We start from the raw sequence: 18,700 nt of genomic DNA, 5'->3' as shown, positions 1-18,700 counted from the left end.
GGGGCACTGAATATGACTCAAGGTATGATTAATGTTGCTTACATCGGTGCCACTATTCTTTTTATTCTGGCATTAGGTGGATTAAGTAAACAAGAAACAGCTCAACGCGGTAATTATTTTGGCATCGTCGGTATGGCGATCGCGTTAATCGTCACTTTTATTGGCTCTGTTACCGATAATTACGCGCTGTTATTGGCTGCTTTAGCTGGCGGTGCAATTATTGGCTTCGTCTTGGCCAAAAAAGTCGCTATGACTCAAATGCCAGAATTAGTGGCCATTCTTCACTCGGGCGTTGGTTTGGCGGCTGTTTTAGTCGGCTACGCAAACTTCCTAGAACACGATCCTAATTTAATCGGTGTCGAAAAAAGCATTCATGATGTCGAGACTTATATTGGCATTTTAATTGGTGCAATGACTTTCTCAGGATCAATCATCGCGTTCTTAAAACTCAGCGGCAAAATCGGCGGCAGACCACTGCTGCTTCCGGGACGCCATTACTTAAATCTCATTTTGCTGTTGGCGGCAATTTGGTTAGGTTTCAGTTTTGTCGACCAATCAGCCCAAGGTTTAGGCTTAACTCCGCTCGTTATCATGACGATCATCGCACTGATATTTGGTGTACACATGGTAATGGCCATCGGTGGTGCCGATATGCCCGTCGTTGTTTCGATGCTCAACAGCTACTCCGGCTGGGCCGCGGCCGCCACCGGCTTTATGCTCGCCAACGATTTGTTAATCGTTACTGGTGCGCTTGTTGGCTCTTCGGGAGCAATCTTAAGTTACATTATGTGTAAAGCTATGAACCGTAAATTTATCAATGTTATTGCTGGCGGATTTGGTACCCCTAAAAAATCATCGAGCGGCGCTCAAGCCGGACCTGCAGGTAACGCTGAAGATATTAAATCTGTAGACGCCGAGGAAGCAGCAAACATGCTGACTTCTGCAAAAGAAGTAATGATTATCCCCGGCTACGGAATGGCGGTTGCTCAAGCACAGCACACGGTTTATCAAATCACCAAGAGCTTGCGCGAAAAAGGTGTCAATGTTCGCTTCGGGATTCATCCGGTTGCTGGTCGTATGCCGGGGCACATGAACGTACTTCTCGCTGAAGCAAAAGTCCCTTACGACATTGTGTTTGAGATGGAAGAAATTAACGAAGACTTCCCCAAGGTCGATGTTTCAATCGTCATTGGAGCTAACGACATTGTTAACCCGGCAGCTCAAGAAGTACCGGATAGCCCAATTGCCGGCATGCCTGTATTGGAGCCTTGGAATGGCAAAACAACCATCGTTCTCAAGCGCGGTATGAGTACCGGTTACGCAGGTGTTGATAATCCTTTGTTCTATAAAGAGAACACTCGAATGCTATTTGGTGATGCTAACGACTCTTTAGAATCTGTCTATAAACACATCAACGCTTAACAGCTCCTCAAAGCCCGCACCCGCGGGCTTTTTTATACTCAGTCAATTTGGCATCGAGAGTCAAAGTCAGTTCAGGCTCTACAAATGCTTCCAAAACTTGAACTAACAGTCAAAAAATACTGTCATCTTTGGCGCGAAAGTTTCTTTAAGTAACAAGAAAAGAGTGTTTAAAGGCAACATCTCTCATTTTTTTGTGTTTTTTATAAGAAAATATTTTTATTCAATTGCGCGTTTGAAACTTTTTTTTGAATATGAGGACTTTGTGAAGTTAGGACGCAAATCCGCAGCCTTGCGCCAACCTATTCAAAATAGATGACGTATTTCAACCATAACAAAGGTCATCGCTGCTCTGTTTAGCACCATTAGCTATTTACTTTTCAGCACTAGATACAAATTCACATATCGAGCGCAAAAATTTGCCAACTGAACGGTGTAGAGTATAAACTTTGCTGCATTGCAGCATGCTGCAATTAGACTACTTGATTACCGCTGTTTATAGAGAGCTAATTAATAAAGTAAGAATCTTTGCGCCATAATTGTAGAAATGTTAATCACAATCTATAAATCTTACCTGTGACGGATGAATAGAATGACGCTACCAATTAGGCATTATGGGCGCGTCCGTTGGAGATACCGATGTTATATTACTTATACGAACTCAATCATGCGGCCTTAAAACCCTTCCGTGACGCCGCAGGCCTTGGCAAAAAAGTCTTTGATTCTAAGCTCAACCCTTTGGCCTATACCTATCCCGGTAAAATCATTGGGGCAACCTGCGATCTGTTCGAATCGATGACTCGACGCTACGGCAAACCCGAATTTGGTCTAAACCAAACCAAAATTAACGGCCAGCCTGTCGCAATCGAAGAAGAAGTCGTCTGGTCTAAGCCCTTTGCCAACCTTGTTCACTTCAAACGTAAAGAAGAAGACATGCTCAAAGCTTATGGAAAAGAGCATGTAGATCCACGATTAGTAATTGTTGCGCCACTTTCTGGGCACTACGCGACCCTTTTACGCGGCACCGTAGAAGCATTTTTACCAGAACACGAGGTTTACATTACCGACTGGACTGACGCCCGTGACGTACCACTTTACAAGGGTGATTTTAACCTTAATGACTACGTCGATTATGTTATTGAGATTTTAGAACACGTAGGACCCGACGCTCACATCTTAGCCATTTGCCAACCAGGACCTCCAGTATTGGCCGCGGTCTCATTGATGTCGCAAAACAACAACCCCTGCTTGCCGTCTTCAATGACTATTATGGGTTCACCCATTGATACCCGTCGCTCGCCAACGGTACCGAATGATCTGGCCAAAAAACGCCCCTTATCTTGGTTTGAGAACAACGTGATCTACTCGGTGCCAATGCCTCATTCGGGCGCCTTTAGACGTGTTTACCCAGGCTTTTTGCAACTCAGTGGTTTTATCTCCATGAACAGTGAATTGCATTTGGATGCCCACCAGAAATACTTCAATCACCTCGTCGAAGGCGATTGCGATAGCGTTGCAAAACATCGCCAGTTTTATGATGAGTACTTGTCGGTGCTCGATCTCACTCAAGAGTTTTATTTACAAACCATCGATGAAGTATTCCAAAAACACAGCCTAGCGGTGGGTAAATTTTACCATCATGGGCAGCGAGTCGATCCGGCAGCAATTACGAAAGTTGCTCTCATGACGGTCGAAGGTGAAAACGACGATATATCGGGTATTGGTCAAACTCAGGCGGCTCACGACTTGTGTATCAACATTCCACAAGATAAGCAGTTTGACTACATCCAACCCGGCGTAGGCCACTATGGCGTGTTCAACGGTAAGCGCTTTAGAACTGAAATCCAGCCGAGACTTCGTGATTTTATTCGCTCAAACTTCGATGTTAAAAAGGAGTTGGATTTTCAAAAAATGCAAAAGGAAGAACTTGAGAAGAGTCGATCTAAATCCGCCGCTTGAAACCATAGAACGGTGGAGTGAAAGCTCTACCTTCTTAGCGACACTTCTCTAAGATAAACTCAAGACGTAAAAAAGCCCGCTTATGCGGGCTTTTTTACGATAGCGAGAACGCCAGAAATTATCTCTTTGGCTTCTCGGGAATCAGAGAAACTTGCGCATTTGGATTAGCAGAAATAGCCGCATCAGCGATCGCCACATAAGTACCCGCTTCTGATTTTGGATCAGCACGAATAATCACCAAAGCTTTAGGGTTCTCAGCAAACTGACGCTCAATAACAGAACGCACCGCGCGTACGTCGACACGACGGTTATCCATTATCACTTCGTTCGCAGCATTCACCTGAACCAAAATGTTTTTCGGTTCATCCGGATCTGGTGGTGGTGGATTCTCAGGCACCTCTGGAATGTTAACGTTCAAGCCCGCTTCTTTAATGAAGGATGCTGTAACGATAAAAAAGATTAACATGATAAATACAACGTCCAACATCGGTGTTAAGTCGATGTCTGCTTTATCTTCGGCCTCGCCGCGCCGTCTTCTTCGGCTCACTACTGCCCCCTTCTTAACTTGGCAAAATAATTTCTTACATTCAAAGGCCGGATTTTAGCCCCAAAAGCTTACAAACATATTATCAGCTTCTGCCCAAATGTCCCTAAATTTTTCTAAGTGATCAGAAGACGGATTAGACACTAAGTACCACCAACTTTAAACACCGAAAAAGTTCTGAAATGATTTCAACCAATCGGTGAAATCCGCTCGCACAACCCCAACAGTAAATCAAAACCCATTGCAAATTTGACCAGAAATTCCAAAATAGCCGGGCCAATAACTGACGCCATCAACAATCATCGAGATCGGAATTCTGCTTACATCAAAAAGAGTTTTCCCCCGAGCTTGCAGCGACTGTAATTCTCGACCGCTACTTAAGACACCCACAATCCGGGCTCACCGACATTTTTGTACTGATTTTTTACAATAAAGAAGTATTGATCAAAAATACAACCAGCAAATTACACTCTCACTATGCCCTATTGGTTCTTGATTGCGCAATTGCAGGATACCAAGCACAAAATTACCGAATGCATTAATTCTGAAAAATTAACCTACCGATTTTCGATCTATAAAAACGCAAGAAAACAAAGCCTTTGACCGAACTTTATAGAGGTTTAGCTTAAATATCCAAACACTCGGTGGTAGAAAATTCAGAAATTTACTACAAATATGCAGTAAATTAGAAGTCAGCTTGAGCATTGAATCTTAATAGAGCCCCAAGGCAGCAATTTAGACATAGAAAAGGCCCCATCAAACAACCACTCTCATCGCAGTAATCAGCCAACAGGACTGAACACATCGGTTAATCACCAAGATTATTTGGGATTTATGAGCGGACATTTTTAATAGATTACATAAATAAATCCGTCTGATTCATTTGTTTTTGATCACCTTGATGTACTGAAAAACCCAGACCCAGTAAACGTATGGAGGCTTTTTTTACGGAAAGAGCCGAGGTCAATAAAGTTTTTGCCGTGCTGGTCAATTGCAGCTGTTGTTGAGGCGAAAAATGCTCGCCGGAATGAATGTAACCAGAAAAAGCTGATTCTCGGGTCGTAAGAGAAAAATCGGAATATTTAATTTTAACAAAAAGCGATTTTGCCAAATATCCTGACTTCAGGCGCAACCAACGTTCATCTAATAAACCAACTAACGAATTCAATGCGGCACTGATCTCGTCGTCACGAACCAAGTCGTTCGAAAACGTTCGCTCGACACTGATGGATTTCCGAATCCAAGTATTTTTTACTGTTCGCAAATCACGACCGCGGCATCGATCAAAAAGTAATTGACCATGCACACCGAAATGTTGCGTTAAGAAATCTAGACTTTGTTGTTGTAAATCCCGACAGGTCACAATTCCAAGTTTCGCTAGCTTCTCTTTTGTTTTACCACCAACACTTGGAATTTTACCGACCGCCAACTGCGACATCACCTGAGCGACATCTTCGTCACGAATAATTTTAAACCCAGCGGGTTTATTCCACTCGCTGGCTAACTTTGCCAAAAATTTATTGCGCGATAATCCGGCTGAAACCGTGATGGCAAGAATGCTTTCGATTTGTCGCTGAATATCTTTGGCAATCTCTGCACAGATATTCCAATCATCGGAATCTAACTCTAAATAGGCTTCATCCAGCGCAATAGGTTCGATACAACGACTGTAGTTGGAAAAAATTCCGTGCATTTCTTCAGAAACTTGCCGATACAAAGAAAAACGTGGCGCCAAAACAATAAGATTTGGACAAAGTTTTTCTGCCATTGCTGTAGACATTGCAGATCGAACACCAAACTTGCGCGCAATATAGTTGCACGTCGCAATAACGCCTCTATCTGTAGCTCGACCACCAACCGCAACCGGTAAATTTTTTAGCTGTGGGCGATCACGTAATTCAATTGCGGCAAAAAAACTGTCCGCGTCGCAATGTAAAACCAATCGTTGATTATTGAATGACAATTTTCTACTTCCAACTCATTTAATACCGAGCGATTTCTCTAATATCAAGGTGTCCTACTAAACAACAACGGCAATTATATTACTCAAGGCGATAAATCCAGAGATCTAATTGCAGATTTCAACGTTTCACCGTTGTGTTAATCAATATAACGATCAATCGAGAATTTTTTTAGAACCGAATACCGAGTAAATAGAGCCAACGCGCCCTATAAGAACATAAGATTCTGACCGATAATGGATTTCAAGACAGATCGTTATCTATTTTTTTAAACAGTATGATCTCTAAATTGATTCACACAGACACAGTTGACGATGGGATAAACAAAAAGATTTTCAATTAAGATCGGCAAATTTGCCTTAATATCGAAAAGTCAATTCAGATATTCCTTAGTTTTCCCCTACTTTCGACCAAGCTAAGCCAAATTTTTTAACGTCTGCGCATTATCATTGTCAAAAGGCCAAGACAAGGACGCTCAATAATCCTATTTAGTACTATGAGACAACTTAGTACCAAGAGACAACTTAGTACCAAGAGACAACAAAAAGATCGGAACTCACTCGCGAATAAGTTAGCAAAGAATCTCAAGTGGAATGTTTCTGGACAAAAATGCCCATCAGAAAGCTGAGAGCACATCATTAAAAAGGGCGATAACGGATTCAATCTCAAAATTCAGGTCGTTATGGCATATTGTTGAATCGTTTTACCTAAGGTTTGTAAAAAATAATCAAACCTTATCGAATACCCATACTGATTATTTGTTTCGAAATGCTCTGATCGGGAGATTTTGACTATCAACTAAAAACGCCTTAAAGATTTTCTTTCAAGGCAGTCAAAAAGTGAGAATCAAGAAAATTTTTTAAGTTCAGGAAAAATTTTCAGCCCTTCAGAAAATAAAACTGAGCCGATATTTTTTCTCAAATGAGGTTTTTTTTACTCATGAATCAAAAAAAATTCCAAAAAAGATGAAAATTTATTCCCATTTTTAAAAAAATGGACTATTTTTTTACCAAAGAGCTTGAAATTTTTTTTCAAATGCTTATTTTATGTCGCATATTTATATCTAATATTTTCGCCCGCATTATTAATACATTAAAGGAAAGCAAATATGGCTGCACGCAAAGCGAAGGCAAAGGCTGTTGATCCTGTCCAGCAGCTAGAACAGGAACTTGCGGCTCTGAAAGCAAAACTTGCAGAAGCTAGAGCAAAACAAGAAGCTGATCTCGCCAAAGAAGTTGCAAAACTTGCCGTGGCAACTAAAAAAGCAACCGACAACAAAACTAAAGCTCAAGCTAAACTAAAAGCATCTGCTGGTAAGAAAACTCCAGCTGCTGCCAAGGCCGTTGCTAAAGCTAAAGCTGATCTTGCTGCTGCTGCTGAAGCAATCGCTGCAGCGAAAGCCGCAGAAGTTACTGCTAAAAACGAATTGAAAGATTTGAAAGCAGCTAACAAAGCAGCTAACGCTTTAGAAAAAGCCGAGAGCCGTGAATTGGCTAAAATTGCTAAAGCAAAAGCCGCTGAAGCAAAAGCCGCCGCTAAAAAAGAAGCTGTTAAAGCCAAAAAAGCTGCAACTGCGACCAAGAAAAAAACCAAAGCCAAAAAAGCTCCAGCTAAAGCAGTTAAAACTGTAGCGAAGAAAAAGGTAGCTACCGCTAAACCTGCAGCAGCAGCGACTCCTGCAGCTACCGGTGCCGCTCCAAAGCGTCGCGGTCGTCCTAAGAAAGCCGCAGTAGCTGCACCTAAAGCAGCGCCAGCAGCAGAAGGCACTCCAGCTAAAAAACGTCGTGGACGTCCACCAAAAGCAACTGCTTAAGTAGACTCCCAAAAAGGCCGACTCTGTCGGCCTTTTTTATTTTCGCTCTACAACTACAAATTTAGCTCTCAAGCACGGCAAAAATTGATAAATATTGTCGTTAGGCTCAATGCGTATTCTTAAGATGTTTCTGATCAGGCGTTAAGTTCTTAGCGATATTTTAAACAAAAATTCCAAATCAAAGGACACGAAGGTAAAACAAGGGCGCCAACTTGTCGAAAGAATGGATCTCGTAGCTCGTCATCACCGCAGGCAGAATAAATGACGAATCGTCTTATTAACGCGGATAGACGTTTCTTTTAGTGTATTTTGATTAAGAATCTGCTTTAGGACGTCCTTTCAGCTCAACCGAGAAATTTTTCAGGCTTTGAAATTCGCAATAACCCCGATACAGCAAGGGTTGCCCACCAAAACCTTTCGCATCAATATCGATTTCAAAATTTACGTGATCGTCAGAAATTGAAACCGGATCGACGAATCCACCTTCAGGCCATCGTACACCCGTCATTTTATCGGTCTTTTTTTCAATCTCTTTCCGACAAATTTGCCAGTATTGGTGCAAATGCCGTTGATGTTGCTGCGCTCTGGTTTCGCCCTTAACGTTGATAAATTCAAAATTATCGCCATCGATTAATAACGCAAAGGTTTGTTGAGAAGTATTTTTGCAGATAATTCTAAATATTGGTTTAGATTTATCCGGTTTGATGCTTTTTAATTCACCTTTCACAAAAGACACGCATTCTGTTGATGCAGACGCTATCTCTGCCGCCTGAACAAGTCGAGGCTTTAAAAAATCTAAACTGCTGGGTAACAACAGCTTGTTGGGATCAATATTGGAATCGGTGTGCATCATATGCTGTTCGATTTCTTGCGTATGGATCGACTCAGCCTGATCCGATGACGCAAAAGCCGAGCTGCATGCACATAAAACAAATAACGTTTTCTGACAGAGTAATCGATGTTTATTTAGGTCCATAACATCACCCGCACTTGTGATGTATTCAGTGTAGCAGCTTGGGTCAGACGAGAACCAAGACGAATCTTGTCGGTTGATTGAACGTAGAAACAGCGTCAGGAATTAACGTTCTTAAACAATTCCCAGACTCTTACAGAGTGATAGAGCCTGTATAAATGACGCCGTTTTTAACAAATTAAGCTTCATTGGAATAGACCAATCACGCGTAATTATAGAAACAGTTGATTTACGAGATTCAAGTAATAGTAAAAAGGTTGTGACGGTAGAGGAAACTCTGAATAACCTAGAGTTTCCAGCGACACAAGGAGGTGTCGTCAATTTCAAAAACGGTGCGTGATTGAAATTGAGAAATTGGAAATCGCATTTTCAATTTTTGTCCTCTGATTAAATCAGGAGATGGGCTAATCAGAGGCTCCTAAAATTAAAGGAGAAATAAACGCTCTAGAGGAATCTTCAAATCGCTCACCTCTAAATCATTGAGAACTCTGAATTAATCAGAGTTCCGAACGTCAATTTAGGAGAGTCTATTCCTTAAGTTGAGCCAATAAAGGATTCTCTATTGGGGCTTCTTCAGTAAGGCACTGTTGCCAAACTGACAGAACGACTGATTCCAAGTTACGAGCAGTGTAGCCAATGCAACAGCCTGCTCATGCAACGACTGTAGCTCCTCTAAAGTACCGTCTTGAGGATGGTGTATTTTCAGTTTTCGGTGTTCGCCTGCCAAGGAATGATCGGGATGTTGATTGCGATACATTTCTAGCTTCCATCGCAAGCTGTGCACGGCATTACGGTAGAAGACCAACTTGGTGTGCAAAGTCACCAATGAGAAATCGTTCAGGTAACCAAAAATATTGCAATCTAGACCAAACACCAGTGCTTGCTTGCAATTGGGTGCAACCGTAATTGATGCGCTTCTGGGGCGTCCAAGCAACATGGCTAAATCACCAAACACTTCGCCAGAATGAATGCTATTGAGGTTTAGAAGTCGATCATTGGTATCTCGCAGCTGCACGTTGAGTTCACCGCGTACCAAGAAAAATAACCAACGATCGTCAGATCCCATAGAGAATATCTCTTCTCCCGTGGAAAGCTGAGCAACTTTCGAAAACGCCATTAAAACATGAAATTGCTGCGGTTCTTTGTTTTTCACCTGCCTGAAAAAAGGAATAAACTCCAAGAGTCGTTCGACTTCATTCTGGTTGGCGTCTCTGGCTAATGAATTTTGCATATTTTCTCACACGAACAGGTACTGAAAATTTTCGCAGCGAGCTTATAACAAGCTATAGCTTAAGGACAATTTGAAAAGAAATTCAGTTTTAAAAATCAGTAACTGTCCAAAGTTTTTAACAAATTGTCCAATTTTAAAAAAATAACAGCTGATTTTAATATTTCGATTCAGAAAAATCTGGTAACCGCTGCGTCTTTGGAGCCAAATCATTCCATCAACTGTTATACCCAGTCTAGCGCTTTTCAACGGATGTATTTTCTCACAGAGGGTGCAGTAGAGGACAAGATGAACATAATGATTATTTATTCACATTTCACCGACAATAATCACAGGTTTACTTGTTAGCGAATCGAATTCGCCATCTTTTGATGTACCACAAGCATTTTCAAACGATAAACCGATTAATTTTGCAGCATAACTCACGACCACAGCGGTGTAGCTTGCCGGATTCGTAAATCATTCTTATCACTTTAGAAAGAATAAAGAACACATCAAATAACCCTGAGTTTCTAGCGATATAAGACAGCATTGTTAATCGTAATAACGATAAGCAATCGAAACACGCAAAATTTTACTAATTCTACGGTCAGAGACTGTCATTGAAATACCTCTAAGATGGGTCACAATCAGAGCTTCTCAAAATAGGTATTCAAAAAGCACTCCAAAGCCGTTAAGAGCGATTTATGCAGATATTCTCAGAAGGTAGATCACTCCTAAAAAATATAACTGCGCAAGCCGATCACAATTTGACTTTTTGCGTCACTATCTAACGAGATTTAACAACAACCGATTTTTAGCTAATTGAAATCTGGTTATTATTATTTTTTCATAAAATTAAGATTGAATTCTGCCGATCTGAAATTCGGCCGGATCCATTCGCGTTACCTATAAAAAAGAATAAATTTCACAGAAAGCGTCGCTGATAAGGCATTTAGGGATGAATTTTTTAAACGCTTAACCAGACGTGTCACTTAGTGACATTGATACAACAAACGGTCGAGTTAATTCGTAAAATCCCGAAACATCGTATTTTTAAACGCCATTAGATATTCAGTACTCAGGTGAGCTCAATTTTCACATACGGTTTATCTACTATCGTATTGTTCGAGTTACTAATGATAGGATCGGTGGTTCTGACGAACGTATCTAGGGTTTATTCAGCGAAAAAATTTGACAAGGTGGCTTTCAATTTCTCTACGACTTCAATCACCTACAGTTCTTGAAATTGGCGGATACACGGTTGTGCTATTAGAAACACTAGCTTAAGCAGAGTTTCCGAATGTAATTTTCGGTTGTGAAAAATATTTGTACTGCCGAGATAAGATGAAAGAGAATTTATGGAGATTGACTGGGAATTAGCCTAACAGAGGATAGAATTAGCAGCGGATGTTTAGCAGGCCCACCATAGCAGTGCGCCTGCTCAAGAGCATTAGCCCTTATCGAAGAGTGATTTTAATCCTTTCAATTTATCAAGATCTTCTTGATCAACTTTTTCTTTTAATTTGTCTTCGATTTTAGATTTTAATTCGTCTTCGGCTTTATCTTTAATGGTCTTCTCAACCTGATCTTGCGCTTTCTTTAACAACGGTTTTAAGGCCGCCTCAGCAAGCTGTTTGGGCGTTAATCCATTGCTGGCTGAACCTAGGTTATTCACTTCAAAGCTAGGCACCGTTAGGTCAAAACTTCCCAATTGATCCGATGAAAGACTGAGCTTGGAATTGCTGAAAACCAGTTTTTTCACGGCTAATAAAACTTCTTTACCAGGCTCACCCGAACTACCAGAACTCTCCGAGGAAGAACCACCAGCCCCTTGAGTTAGGTTTTTAAGCATGGCTTCGATGTTAGTTTCGGTAAGATTTTTATGTTCAGCACGAACATTAACGCCATCGATAGTAACTTCGTCAATAACAATGACATCTTTAGTAATCGATGTTGGCTCTATATCTACAACAATCTTGTTAAAGCTAAAAAGCTTTTCCGAACTAAAACCTTGAGGATTGGCAATACTTAAACCGCCCAATTCACCGCGTCCGGCGCGAATATCGATATCAGCCGAAGACAAAAGTACTTCGGTACGCGTCGCCTCGGTGCCACCTTCTTCAACGGCGTATTTAACAATGTCGTTTAAGTTTTTAAAAACAAAATAAACCCCAATACCAACAACAATAAGTACCACCAAAATAATGGCCGCGAGTATTTTTACAATCTTCATAATAAACCTATGTGTTTTTGATGAACTAAAGGAATCTCTAATTAACCTCAAAATTACTCAACGTGATCTGAAGCTCGCAATTGCAAGGCGACATTTACACTTAATAATCGTGACCCTAAACAAAAACTGTAATGCAGCAAATATGCTGAGTAAAGCGCCGCCCCATTGAACCCTACTCGTTTTTTCTTGCTGTAGTGTTTGCTTTTTCGATTTAAGTCGTTAGGGCCTGAAAGCACGCCTTAATAGAAAATAAAAAAACTTGCTGACCTGAATGACCTTGAGGTTAATCAGAATTCCCTAAAGACATACTACTGAGATAAAGACCAAGGCAGTGTAAAAAGTTCTTAAAATTTAAAAGACGAGAAAACAAAAGCCCCGGAGACCGGGGCTTCTTTAGGCGATGTACCTGCTAATTATTGCTTTTTACCTTGGTTAGCAACCGCGTGCATGGCAGCTTGAAGGGCTTCTTCATCGGCAAGGTAATAGTTTTTAATTGGTTTTAGATTTTCATCCAACTCATACACTAAAGGCGTTGCTGTTGGAATGTTGATTTTCATGATCTCATCTTCGCTCATGTTATCAAGATATTTAACCAGAGCACGAATGGAGTTGCCGTGCGCAGCAACCAACAAACGCTTACCGGCTTTAATTTCAGGAACGATCACTTGTTCATAATAAGGGACAACACGAGCAACGGTATCGGCTAGGCACTCGGTCAGCGGAATATCGGATTCATCCAAGTCTTTATAACGTGGATCATTACCAGGGTAGCGCTCGTCGGATTTTTCCAGTGCTGGCGGCGGCGTATTGTAGCTGCGACGCCAAACCAACACTTGTTCTTCACCATGTGCTTCGGCGGTTTCTGCTTTGTTCAACCCCTGTAAACCACCGTAGTGACGCTCGTTCAATTTCCAGCTGTTAATGACGGGTAAATAGCAAGCATCTAGTTCAGCCATGATCGACCAAGCGGTTTTGATCGCGCGAGTTAAAACAGAGGTATAAACTTTGTCGAACTCATAGCCTTCTGCCTTCAAGCGCTTACCGGCATCGATTGCTTCCTGCTTACCTTTTTCAGAAAGATCGACGTCTTTCCAACCAGTAAAGCGGTTTTCCTTATTCCACAAACTTTCGCCATGTCGCACGAGCACCAGCTTATACATTGTTGTTCCTCAATTTCTCGGTTGAATACAGTGCACCGATTATAACAGCTCTGTTGTTCTGAGAAACCTATCGGAATCTTCGCCTAAGTCATCTGCGCCTGAATTGCTGTATTGAAATTGGAAATACGATTTCCAGGTTTTTACTCGATTTTGGCAATTTATCATTATCGAAAAATCGACTGTAGATCGCAGACTCATGGACGCAGCAAGTTAATCGGTGCACCGAGCATCATTATTGAGCTTAATGGACTACTTGTCTTTATCTTGAGAGATACGATGGTTAATATCGGCCGCTGGCTCCATTTTTATCTCTGAAAGATTTACGGGCATCTTTCCTGACCCCAAAATTACCCCAAGCCAGCGCGTATCATCAAAACTTTCCAAGGCTATTTTTATGGTCATCGTCAGCGGAACTGACAGAAGCATTCCCACAGAGCCTAATACCCAACCCCAAAAAACCAATGATAGAAAGACCACCAATGTAGATAAATCAAGGCCTTTCCCCATAGTTTTGGGCTCAATACCATTGCCAATAATACCGTTGACCAGAATAAAACCTAACGCGGTAATAGCAGCATCGGTAACACCCAATTGCACCAGCGATAAAAGCGTTGCCGGTATCGCCGCCAAAATGGAACCCAACGTAGGCACAAAATTCAGTAAAAAGGCTAAGAGTCCCCAAAGCACCGCGTAATCAACACCTTGCACCAACAACCAAATGGTAATAATCACGCCGGTCATAACACTCATTAAAGTCTTAATGGCCATGTAGCGATTTATGCTTGAAGTAAATCGGCCTAAAGCCTCTAGAGCGTTTTTGTTTTTCGATGTTGCCATCATGTATTTATCACTAAAACGCACTTCTTCCGCCAAAATAAACACAACGGTCAGCAAAATTAAAAAAGCGTTGGTCATGACATTGCCGAGCGAGGCAAGAGTATTTCCGACAAAACCTAAAGCAGCACTCGGATCAAAACTCTCTCGAATTTGCGCAGCATCGAGCTCAATGCCGTAACTGTTCAAGAATTTTATACCGCCGGAGGTGAGCGCTCTTAAGCGCTCTTGATATTCAGGTAAATCGGATCGAAAACTGTTGATCGACGAACCAACCACGGCGCCAACAACAATCCCCAAAATCATGATGACAACAATAATAATTAAAATCGCCAAACCACTGGGTAGGCCCAACCGTTTTAAAGCCGCTAATGGCGGCGAGCACAATACCGCAATAAATAGCGATAAAAAAAACGGGACTAATATAGCTTCTGCTGATTTCATCCCGGCAACCACTACTACGATTGCCGCAGAAATCACCAAAAAACGTGTTACGGGAGAAACTTCAAAATTCATAGCATTCCTTAGCATTTTTTAATGCTGCGTTGCTGAGTCTTAGAAAGTAGCAATGTACAAGCTTTGTAACGCAACGCCAATCATTGGTTAATGGCGACGTTAATTGCAGCACTGTGGTTATAGTTTAGGTTGTAAGTTCTGGTGGTAGTTGTGGTAGCAGTTCTTGTAGTAACAGAGCACAGGTGGCTTAACAGCAAACTTCAAATTAGAAAGCGAGAAGCATCTCAGCTGAAATTCCAACCGAACAATGACCTAAAACGACACAGTCACGGCGAAAAGTACTCGTTCGGAGATTAATAATATGGATGGGTCGCACTGGCTCAAACAAAAAGAGCAAAGTAATAATGATCGTAGATGGATGTTGCGATTATTAAGATAAAATGAAAGTTATGTATCTTACCGCTCGACACAGATATTTTTAGCAAATTAAGAATCAGCTATCGCGAGACTCTTCATTAAGTGTTGCATTCAACTCCGAAAGTAGCTCGCGAATTTCACCAAGACCCTTCGATGTAAACAAATATTGATTAGTACCATTGTCTCGGAATTCAGATAAGTCGATTTCAATGCAGCGTTGGCGAATGCTGTCGAGATAGTCATTGTCTCGAATCTCAAATGCTAGAAACAAATTCCAATCATTACTGGATGCTTGCCCACATAAAATCATCTCTAACAAGTTTTTTATTTGATACGCCTGAACACGATATCGCGGAGTTTTCACTTTTAACAGTACCCACAGTACTAAAGCAAATACACAAAACGACATAATTAGTGAGACAAAAATTACCATAAAAGCTATCTATTCATATACTTTACAAAACTTAGTGCGACTCTTTTATCATGCATGAAGTTATCTTTTATTACAAAAATCGATGTCGTATCGAAAGATGTCGTACCTAAAATTGAGGCGATACCTGAAAATCGAAGCCATAACATGAAAAAAGCATGAATAATGATGAAAAATCATGAATAGCAGCGAATGATCTCTTAAGAATCAGCAACCAAGCTCTCTTCAATCAACGGGTAATCTTTAATCATTACCGATCAAGTTGTGTTTCACAGTGTTATTCCATGTGTTGTCTCAACTGACATTTTCTAGTCAATTCAAAACACTGACTATGTCGATACGCTATTCGTGTACACACTAAAAATGCTTTTAATTACAGAAGCTTGACGTTAAAAAGAAAGACTTGAATTGTTACGGTATTTTTCACCAACGTCTCTCAATGCAAACACTTACCCGCCGCCAGATAAGGAATTACTGATACATCTAACAGCCCGCGCGACAATTTCATAGCGGTTTCTAACAAATGGGCATTCAAAACGACATAAAAAGGCGATTTTTCTGAATAACACCCAAACACCTTTAACGGTTTATTCGATGGTTATTGCAGCAATTTTTAAAGTGTTTTATCAGCTTTATAAAAAAAGCGTTTTGTTTATACGCGAGCTGGCCTATAATTAGCTTTCTTCACTGGCCCTGCCAAGCAATATGTCCAAGAGTTTCTCTCTTGTGTGTTGGTAATGTTGAGACAACACTCGTGTGTAGTAACACCCATTATTGGTAAGGGTCCGCAATCGTTTCGTTTTAACAGGCACCCTTACATGTCGAATGATTTTTCCGGCGATTTTGCATCGCTTGGCCTTCCTGAAAATTTATGTGAATCTCTTAAAGCCATTGGCTACGAACTTCCATCTCCTATTCAAGCGCAAAGTATCCCAGTTCTTTTAACTGGCCGAGACTTATTAGGTTTAGCGCAAACAGGTACTGGAAAAACCGCAGCCTTTGCTTTACCGATTCTTGCCAATATTGATCTGAACATTAACAAACCTCAGGCGTTAATTTTGGCACCTACGCGCGAACTGGCGATTCAAGTCGCAGAAGCTTTCCAAAGCTACGCGAAAAATACTCCCGGATTCCACATTGCGCCAATTTATGGCGGACAAGACATGCGTGCGCAGTTGCGTCAATTGCAGCGCGGCGTGCATGTTGTGGTAGGTACACCCGGTCGAGTTATGGATCATTTACGCCGCAACAGCTTGGATTTATCGCGTTTAAAAACCGTTGTTCTTGATGAAGCAGACGAAATGCTTCGCATGGGTTTCATTGACGATGTCGAGTGGATTTTGGAGCACACGCCTGCAAATCGTCAGGTCGCTTTGTTCAGTGCCACCATGCCTGCTGCCATCAAAAAAATTACGACGAACTATTTGAATGACCCTGAGCGAATTCAAATTGAATCTAAGACTAAAACCGTTGATCGTATCGAACAAAACTACGTTATGGTCAGCCCGAGTCGCAAAATCGATGCGCTTACGCGTATTTTAGAAGTTGAAGATTTCGATGGCTTAATTATGTTCGTGCGTACCAAAACCGCGACCGTAGATTTAGCACAAAGATTAGAAGCCCGTGGTTATGCAAGCGCTGCGTTGAATGGTGACATTAATCAGAAACAGCGTGAAATTACCATTGAGCAATTAAAGAAAGGCAAAATCGACATTGTGATTGCAACCGATGTTGCCGCTCGTGGTATTGACGTACCGCGCATTACTCACGTAGTAAACTACGATATTCCTTACGATAACGAAGCTTACGTACACCGCATCGGCCGTACCGGTCGCGCGGGTCGCTCTGGTAAAGCCATTCTACTGGTTACGCCACGCGAGAAGCATTTACTGCGCTCAATCGAACGCAGTACCGGTCAAGCTATCACAGAAACACGTTTACCAACTTCTGAAGAATTAACCACTCGCCGAGTTTCGCAGTTCCGCGAAAGCATTTTGGAAACCCTTGATGCGCAAGATTTAGGTGAATTTAAAGATCTAGTTGCAGAAGTACAAAGCGAAGCAAACGTGAGTGCTGACGAGGTTGCCGCTGCATTAGCGTATTTAGCTCAGTCGGATAAACCGTTATTCGTTGCAAAAGACAAAATGCTCGACGAACCACTAGTAGCAGAACGTCGCGAAGGTCGAGACAGTCGTCGTGACGAGCGTGGCGATAGAGGTTCACGTGGTGACAGAGGTGATCGCGGCGACCGAGGAGATCGCGGTGAGCGTCGCGGTTCCAACAGTTTCAATAGCATCCCAATGGATTGTTATCGAGTAGAAGTAGGTCGCAACGATGGCTTACGCCCAGGTGACTTGGTTGGCGCTATTGCTAACGAAGCCAACATGCGCAGCAACAACATCGGTCAAATTGCGATTAACGATACTCACAGCTTTGTACAGTTGCCACAGAATTTATCGAGTGAGGTTAACCAAATCCTCAAGCGTATTTATGTTCGCAACAAGCCATTGAATCTTCATAAGGTAGATTCTTCTGACTTCCCGGCCAAGCAACGACGTGAGCGTAGCGGCGGTGGCGGCGGCAAAAGCGATCGTGGTAGTAACAGTGGCGGCAGAGGTGATCGCGGTAGTAACGGCGGTGGTAGAAGTGAACGCAACTTTAAACCACGTGAACGCTTCCAAGCTCGCGAACATTAATAACTGCCATTAATTCTCGACAGCAATGACCGCAACATCCGATGAGCAAGTGCGTAAACCCCAAATTTGGGTAGACGCAGATGCCTGTCCTGTTGCCGTCAAAGAAGTCATCTACAAAGCCGCCGGTAGAGCCAAAATACTGGCGGTATTTGTTGCTAACCAGCCTCTCAGCTTACCAAACTCTCCTTATTTAAAATCACAACAAGTCTTTCAAGGCTTCGATAAAGCCGACGATTACATTTGCGAAGGTGTTGTATCGGGGGACTTAGTCATTACCCAAGATATTCCTTTAGCCGCAGATATTTTAGAAAAGAACGCTTTTGCACTTCATCCAAGAGGCGATCAGTACTCGAAGGAAACTATTAGAGCAAAGCTAAAAATGCGCGATTTCAACGAAACGTTAAGAGCCAGTGGCATTCATTCACGAGGCCCAAAAAGTTTTACGGCTCAAGATAAGCAACAATTCGCGAACAGTTTAGATCGCTGGCTAGCAAAATATTGTCGTTAACCTAACAATCCAAAACCGCATTAAATACTTCTAAATCAGCAATTCGTTAATTAACGCAAGTTTCCACACAAATACGCACAGCTGATT

At 41.8% G+C, this 18,700-nt stretch carries 13 protein-coding genes; 5 read left to right on the top strand and 8 right to left on the bottom strand.

Translation table 11 applies throughout. From position 1 onward, the window contains the following. Positions 1–12: 12 nt before the first annotated feature. Both pntB and ACYQ2C_RS04550 read left to right on the top strand, forming a co-directional pair. Positions 13–1,422: a Re/Si-specific NAD(P)(+) transhydrogenase subunit beta gene (gene pntB / locus ACYQ2C_RS04555; RefSeq protein ID WP_460049625.1), complete on the top strand. Its 1,410-nt coding sequence runs from the start codon at positions 13–15 to the stop codon at positions 1,420–1,422. Positions 1,423–2,058: 636 nt separating this feature from the next. After that, on the top strand, positions 2,059–3,378 hold the full coding sequence (locus ACYQ2C_RS04550) for a polyhydroxyalkanoate depolymerase (RefSeq protein ID WP_460049624.1): 1,320 nt from the start codon (positions 2,059–2,061) through the stop codon (positions 3,376–3,378). Between the two features lie 118 nt (positions 3,379–3,496). On the opposite strand, the gene ACYQ2C_RS04545 is transcribed toward ACYQ2C_RS04550, so the two are convergent. Together ACYQ2C_RS04545 and dinB are read right to left on the bottom strand one after the other, a co-directional pair. Continuing rightward, positions 3,497–3,925 (bottom strand): ExbD/TolR family protein, encoded by a 429-nt coding sequence (locus ACYQ2C_RS04545; RefSeq protein ID WP_460049623.1) that lies wholly within the window; start codon positions 3,923–3,925, stop codon positions 3,497–3,499. 853 nt (positions 3,926–4,778) lie between these two features. Further along, positions 4,779–5,885 (bottom strand): DNA polymerase IV, encoded by a 1,107-nt coding sequence (gene dinB, locus ACYQ2C_RS04540; protein ID WP_460100189.1) that lies wholly within the window; start codon positions 5,883–5,885, stop codon positions 4,779–4,781. 1,106 nt (positions 5,886–6,991) lie between these two features. On the opposite strand from dinB, the gene ACYQ2C_RS04535 reads away from it, so the two are divergent. Then, complete coding sequence (locus tag ACYQ2C_RS04535; protein ID WP_460100187.1) at positions 6,992–7,696, top strand: hypothetical protein; 705 nt, start codon at positions 6,992–6,994, stop codon at positions 7,694–7,696. 313 nt (positions 7,697–8,009) lie between these two features. Here the strand turns inward: ACYQ2C_RS04535 and ACYQ2C_RS04530 are convergent, their stop codons facing one another. The 6 genes from ACYQ2C_RS04530 to ACYQ2C_RS04505 all read right to left on the bottom strand — a co-directional run bounded on the left by ACYQ2C_RS04530 (position 8,010) and on the right by ACYQ2C_RS04505 (position 15,343). After that, a complete protein-coding gene (locus ACYQ2C_RS04530; protein ID WP_460100185.1) occupies positions 8,010–8,672 on the bottom strand; it encodes a hypothetical protein in 663 nt (220 codons plus the stop codon). 556 nt (positions 8,673–9,228) lie between these two features. Continuing rightward, positions 9,229–9,900: a cyclic nucleotide-binding domain-containing protein gene (locus ACYQ2C_RS04525; protein WP_460049619.1), complete on the bottom strand. Its 672-nt coding sequence runs from the start codon at positions 9,898–9,900 to the stop codon at positions 9,229–9,231. A 1,429-nt stretch (positions 9,901–11,329) separates the two neighbouring features. After that, positions 11,330–12,112, bottom strand: a complete 783-nt coding sequence (locus ACYQ2C_RS04520; protein ID WP_460049618.1) for a DUF748 domain-containing protein — start codon at positions 12,110–12,112, stop codon at positions 11,330–11,332. A 413-nt stretch (positions 12,113–12,525) separates the two neighbouring features. After that, the gene (gene gpmA, locus ACYQ2C_RS04515; protein WP_460100181.1) at positions 12,526–13,272 is read right to left on the bottom strand and encodes a 2,3-diphosphoglycerate-dependent phosphoglycerate mutase; all 747 of its coding nucleotides are present in this window, start codon (positions 13,270–13,272) and stop codon (positions 12,526–12,528) included. Between the two features lie 249 nt (positions 13,273–13,521). Continuing rightward, positions 13,522–14,622, bottom strand: coding sequence for an AI-2E family transporter (locus ACYQ2C_RS04510; RefSeq protein ID WP_460049616.1), 1,101 nt, complete (start codon positions 14,620–14,622; stop codon positions 13,522–13,524). Positions 14,623–15,055: 433 nt separating this feature from the next. Beyond that, a complete protein-coding gene (locus ACYQ2C_RS04505; protein ID WP_460049615.1) occupies positions 15,056–15,343 on the bottom strand; it encodes a hypothetical protein in 288 nt (95 codons plus the stop codon). Positions 15,344–16,227: 884 nt separating this feature from the next. On the opposite strand from ACYQ2C_RS04505, the gene ACYQ2C_RS04500 reads away from it, so the two are divergent. Both ACYQ2C_RS04500 and ACYQ2C_RS04495 read left to right on the top strand, forming a co-directional pair. Next, a complete protein-coding gene (locus ACYQ2C_RS04500; protein ID WP_460100177.1) occupies positions 16,228–18,105 on the top strand; it encodes a DEAD/DEAH box helicase in 1,878 nt (625 codons plus the stop codon). A 25-nt stretch (positions 18,106–18,130) separates the two neighbouring features. Further along, complete coding sequence (locus ACYQ2C_RS04495) at positions 18,131–18,613, top strand: YaiI/YqxD family protein (protein ID WP_460049613.1); 483 nt, start codon at positions 18,131–18,133, stop codon at positions 18,611–18,613. Positions 18,614–18,700 lie beyond the last annotated feature (87 nt).

The organism is Sessilibacter sp. MAH3 (assembly GCF_054658275.1).
Note: the sequence above shows the minus strand (reverse complement) of the source record. Positions and strands in the feature narration are given on the sequence as shown.

Bases quoted from the DNA above. Each gene is read 5' to 3' on its own strand.
- pntB (WP_460049625.1), top strand. From the start codon at position 13: ATGACTCAAGGTATGATTAATGTTGCTTACATCGGTGCCACTATTCTT.
- ACYQ2C_RS04550 (WP_460049624.1), top strand. From the start codon at position 2,059: ATGTTATATTACTTATACGAACTCAATCATGCGGCCTTAAAACCCTTC.
- ACYQ2C_RS04535 (WP_460100187.1), top strand. From the start codon at position 6,992: ATGGCTGCACGCAAAGCGAAGGCAAAGGCTGTTGATCCTGTCCAGCAG.
- ACYQ2C_RS04530 (WP_460100185.1), bottom strand. From the start codon at position 8,672: ATGGACCTAAATAAACATCGATTACTCTGTCAGAAAACGTTATTTGTT.
- ACYQ2C_RS04525 (WP_460049619.1), bottom strand. From the start codon at position 9,900: ATGCAAAATTCATTAGCCAGAGACGCCAACCAGAATGAAGTCGAACGA.
- ACYQ2C_RS04520 (WP_460049618.1), bottom strand. From the start codon at position 12,112: ATGAAGATTGTAAAAATACTCGCGGCCATTATTTTGGTGGTACTTATT.
- gpmA (WP_460100181.1), bottom strand. From the start codon at position 13,272: ATGTATAAGCTGGTGCTCGTGCGACATGGCGAAAGTTTGTGGAATAAG.
- ACYQ2C_RS04510 (WP_460049616.1), bottom strand. From the start codon at position 14,622: ATGAATTTTGAAGTTTCTCCCGTAACACGTTTTTTGGTGATTTCTGCG.
- ACYQ2C_RS04500 (WP_460100177.1), top strand. From the start codon at position 16,228: ATGTCGAATGATTTTTCCGGCGATTTTGCATCGCTTGGCCTTCCTGAA.
- ACYQ2C_RS04495 (WP_460049613.1), top strand. From the start codon at position 18,131: ATGACCGCAACATCCGATGAGCAAGTGCGTAAACCCCAAATTTGGGTA.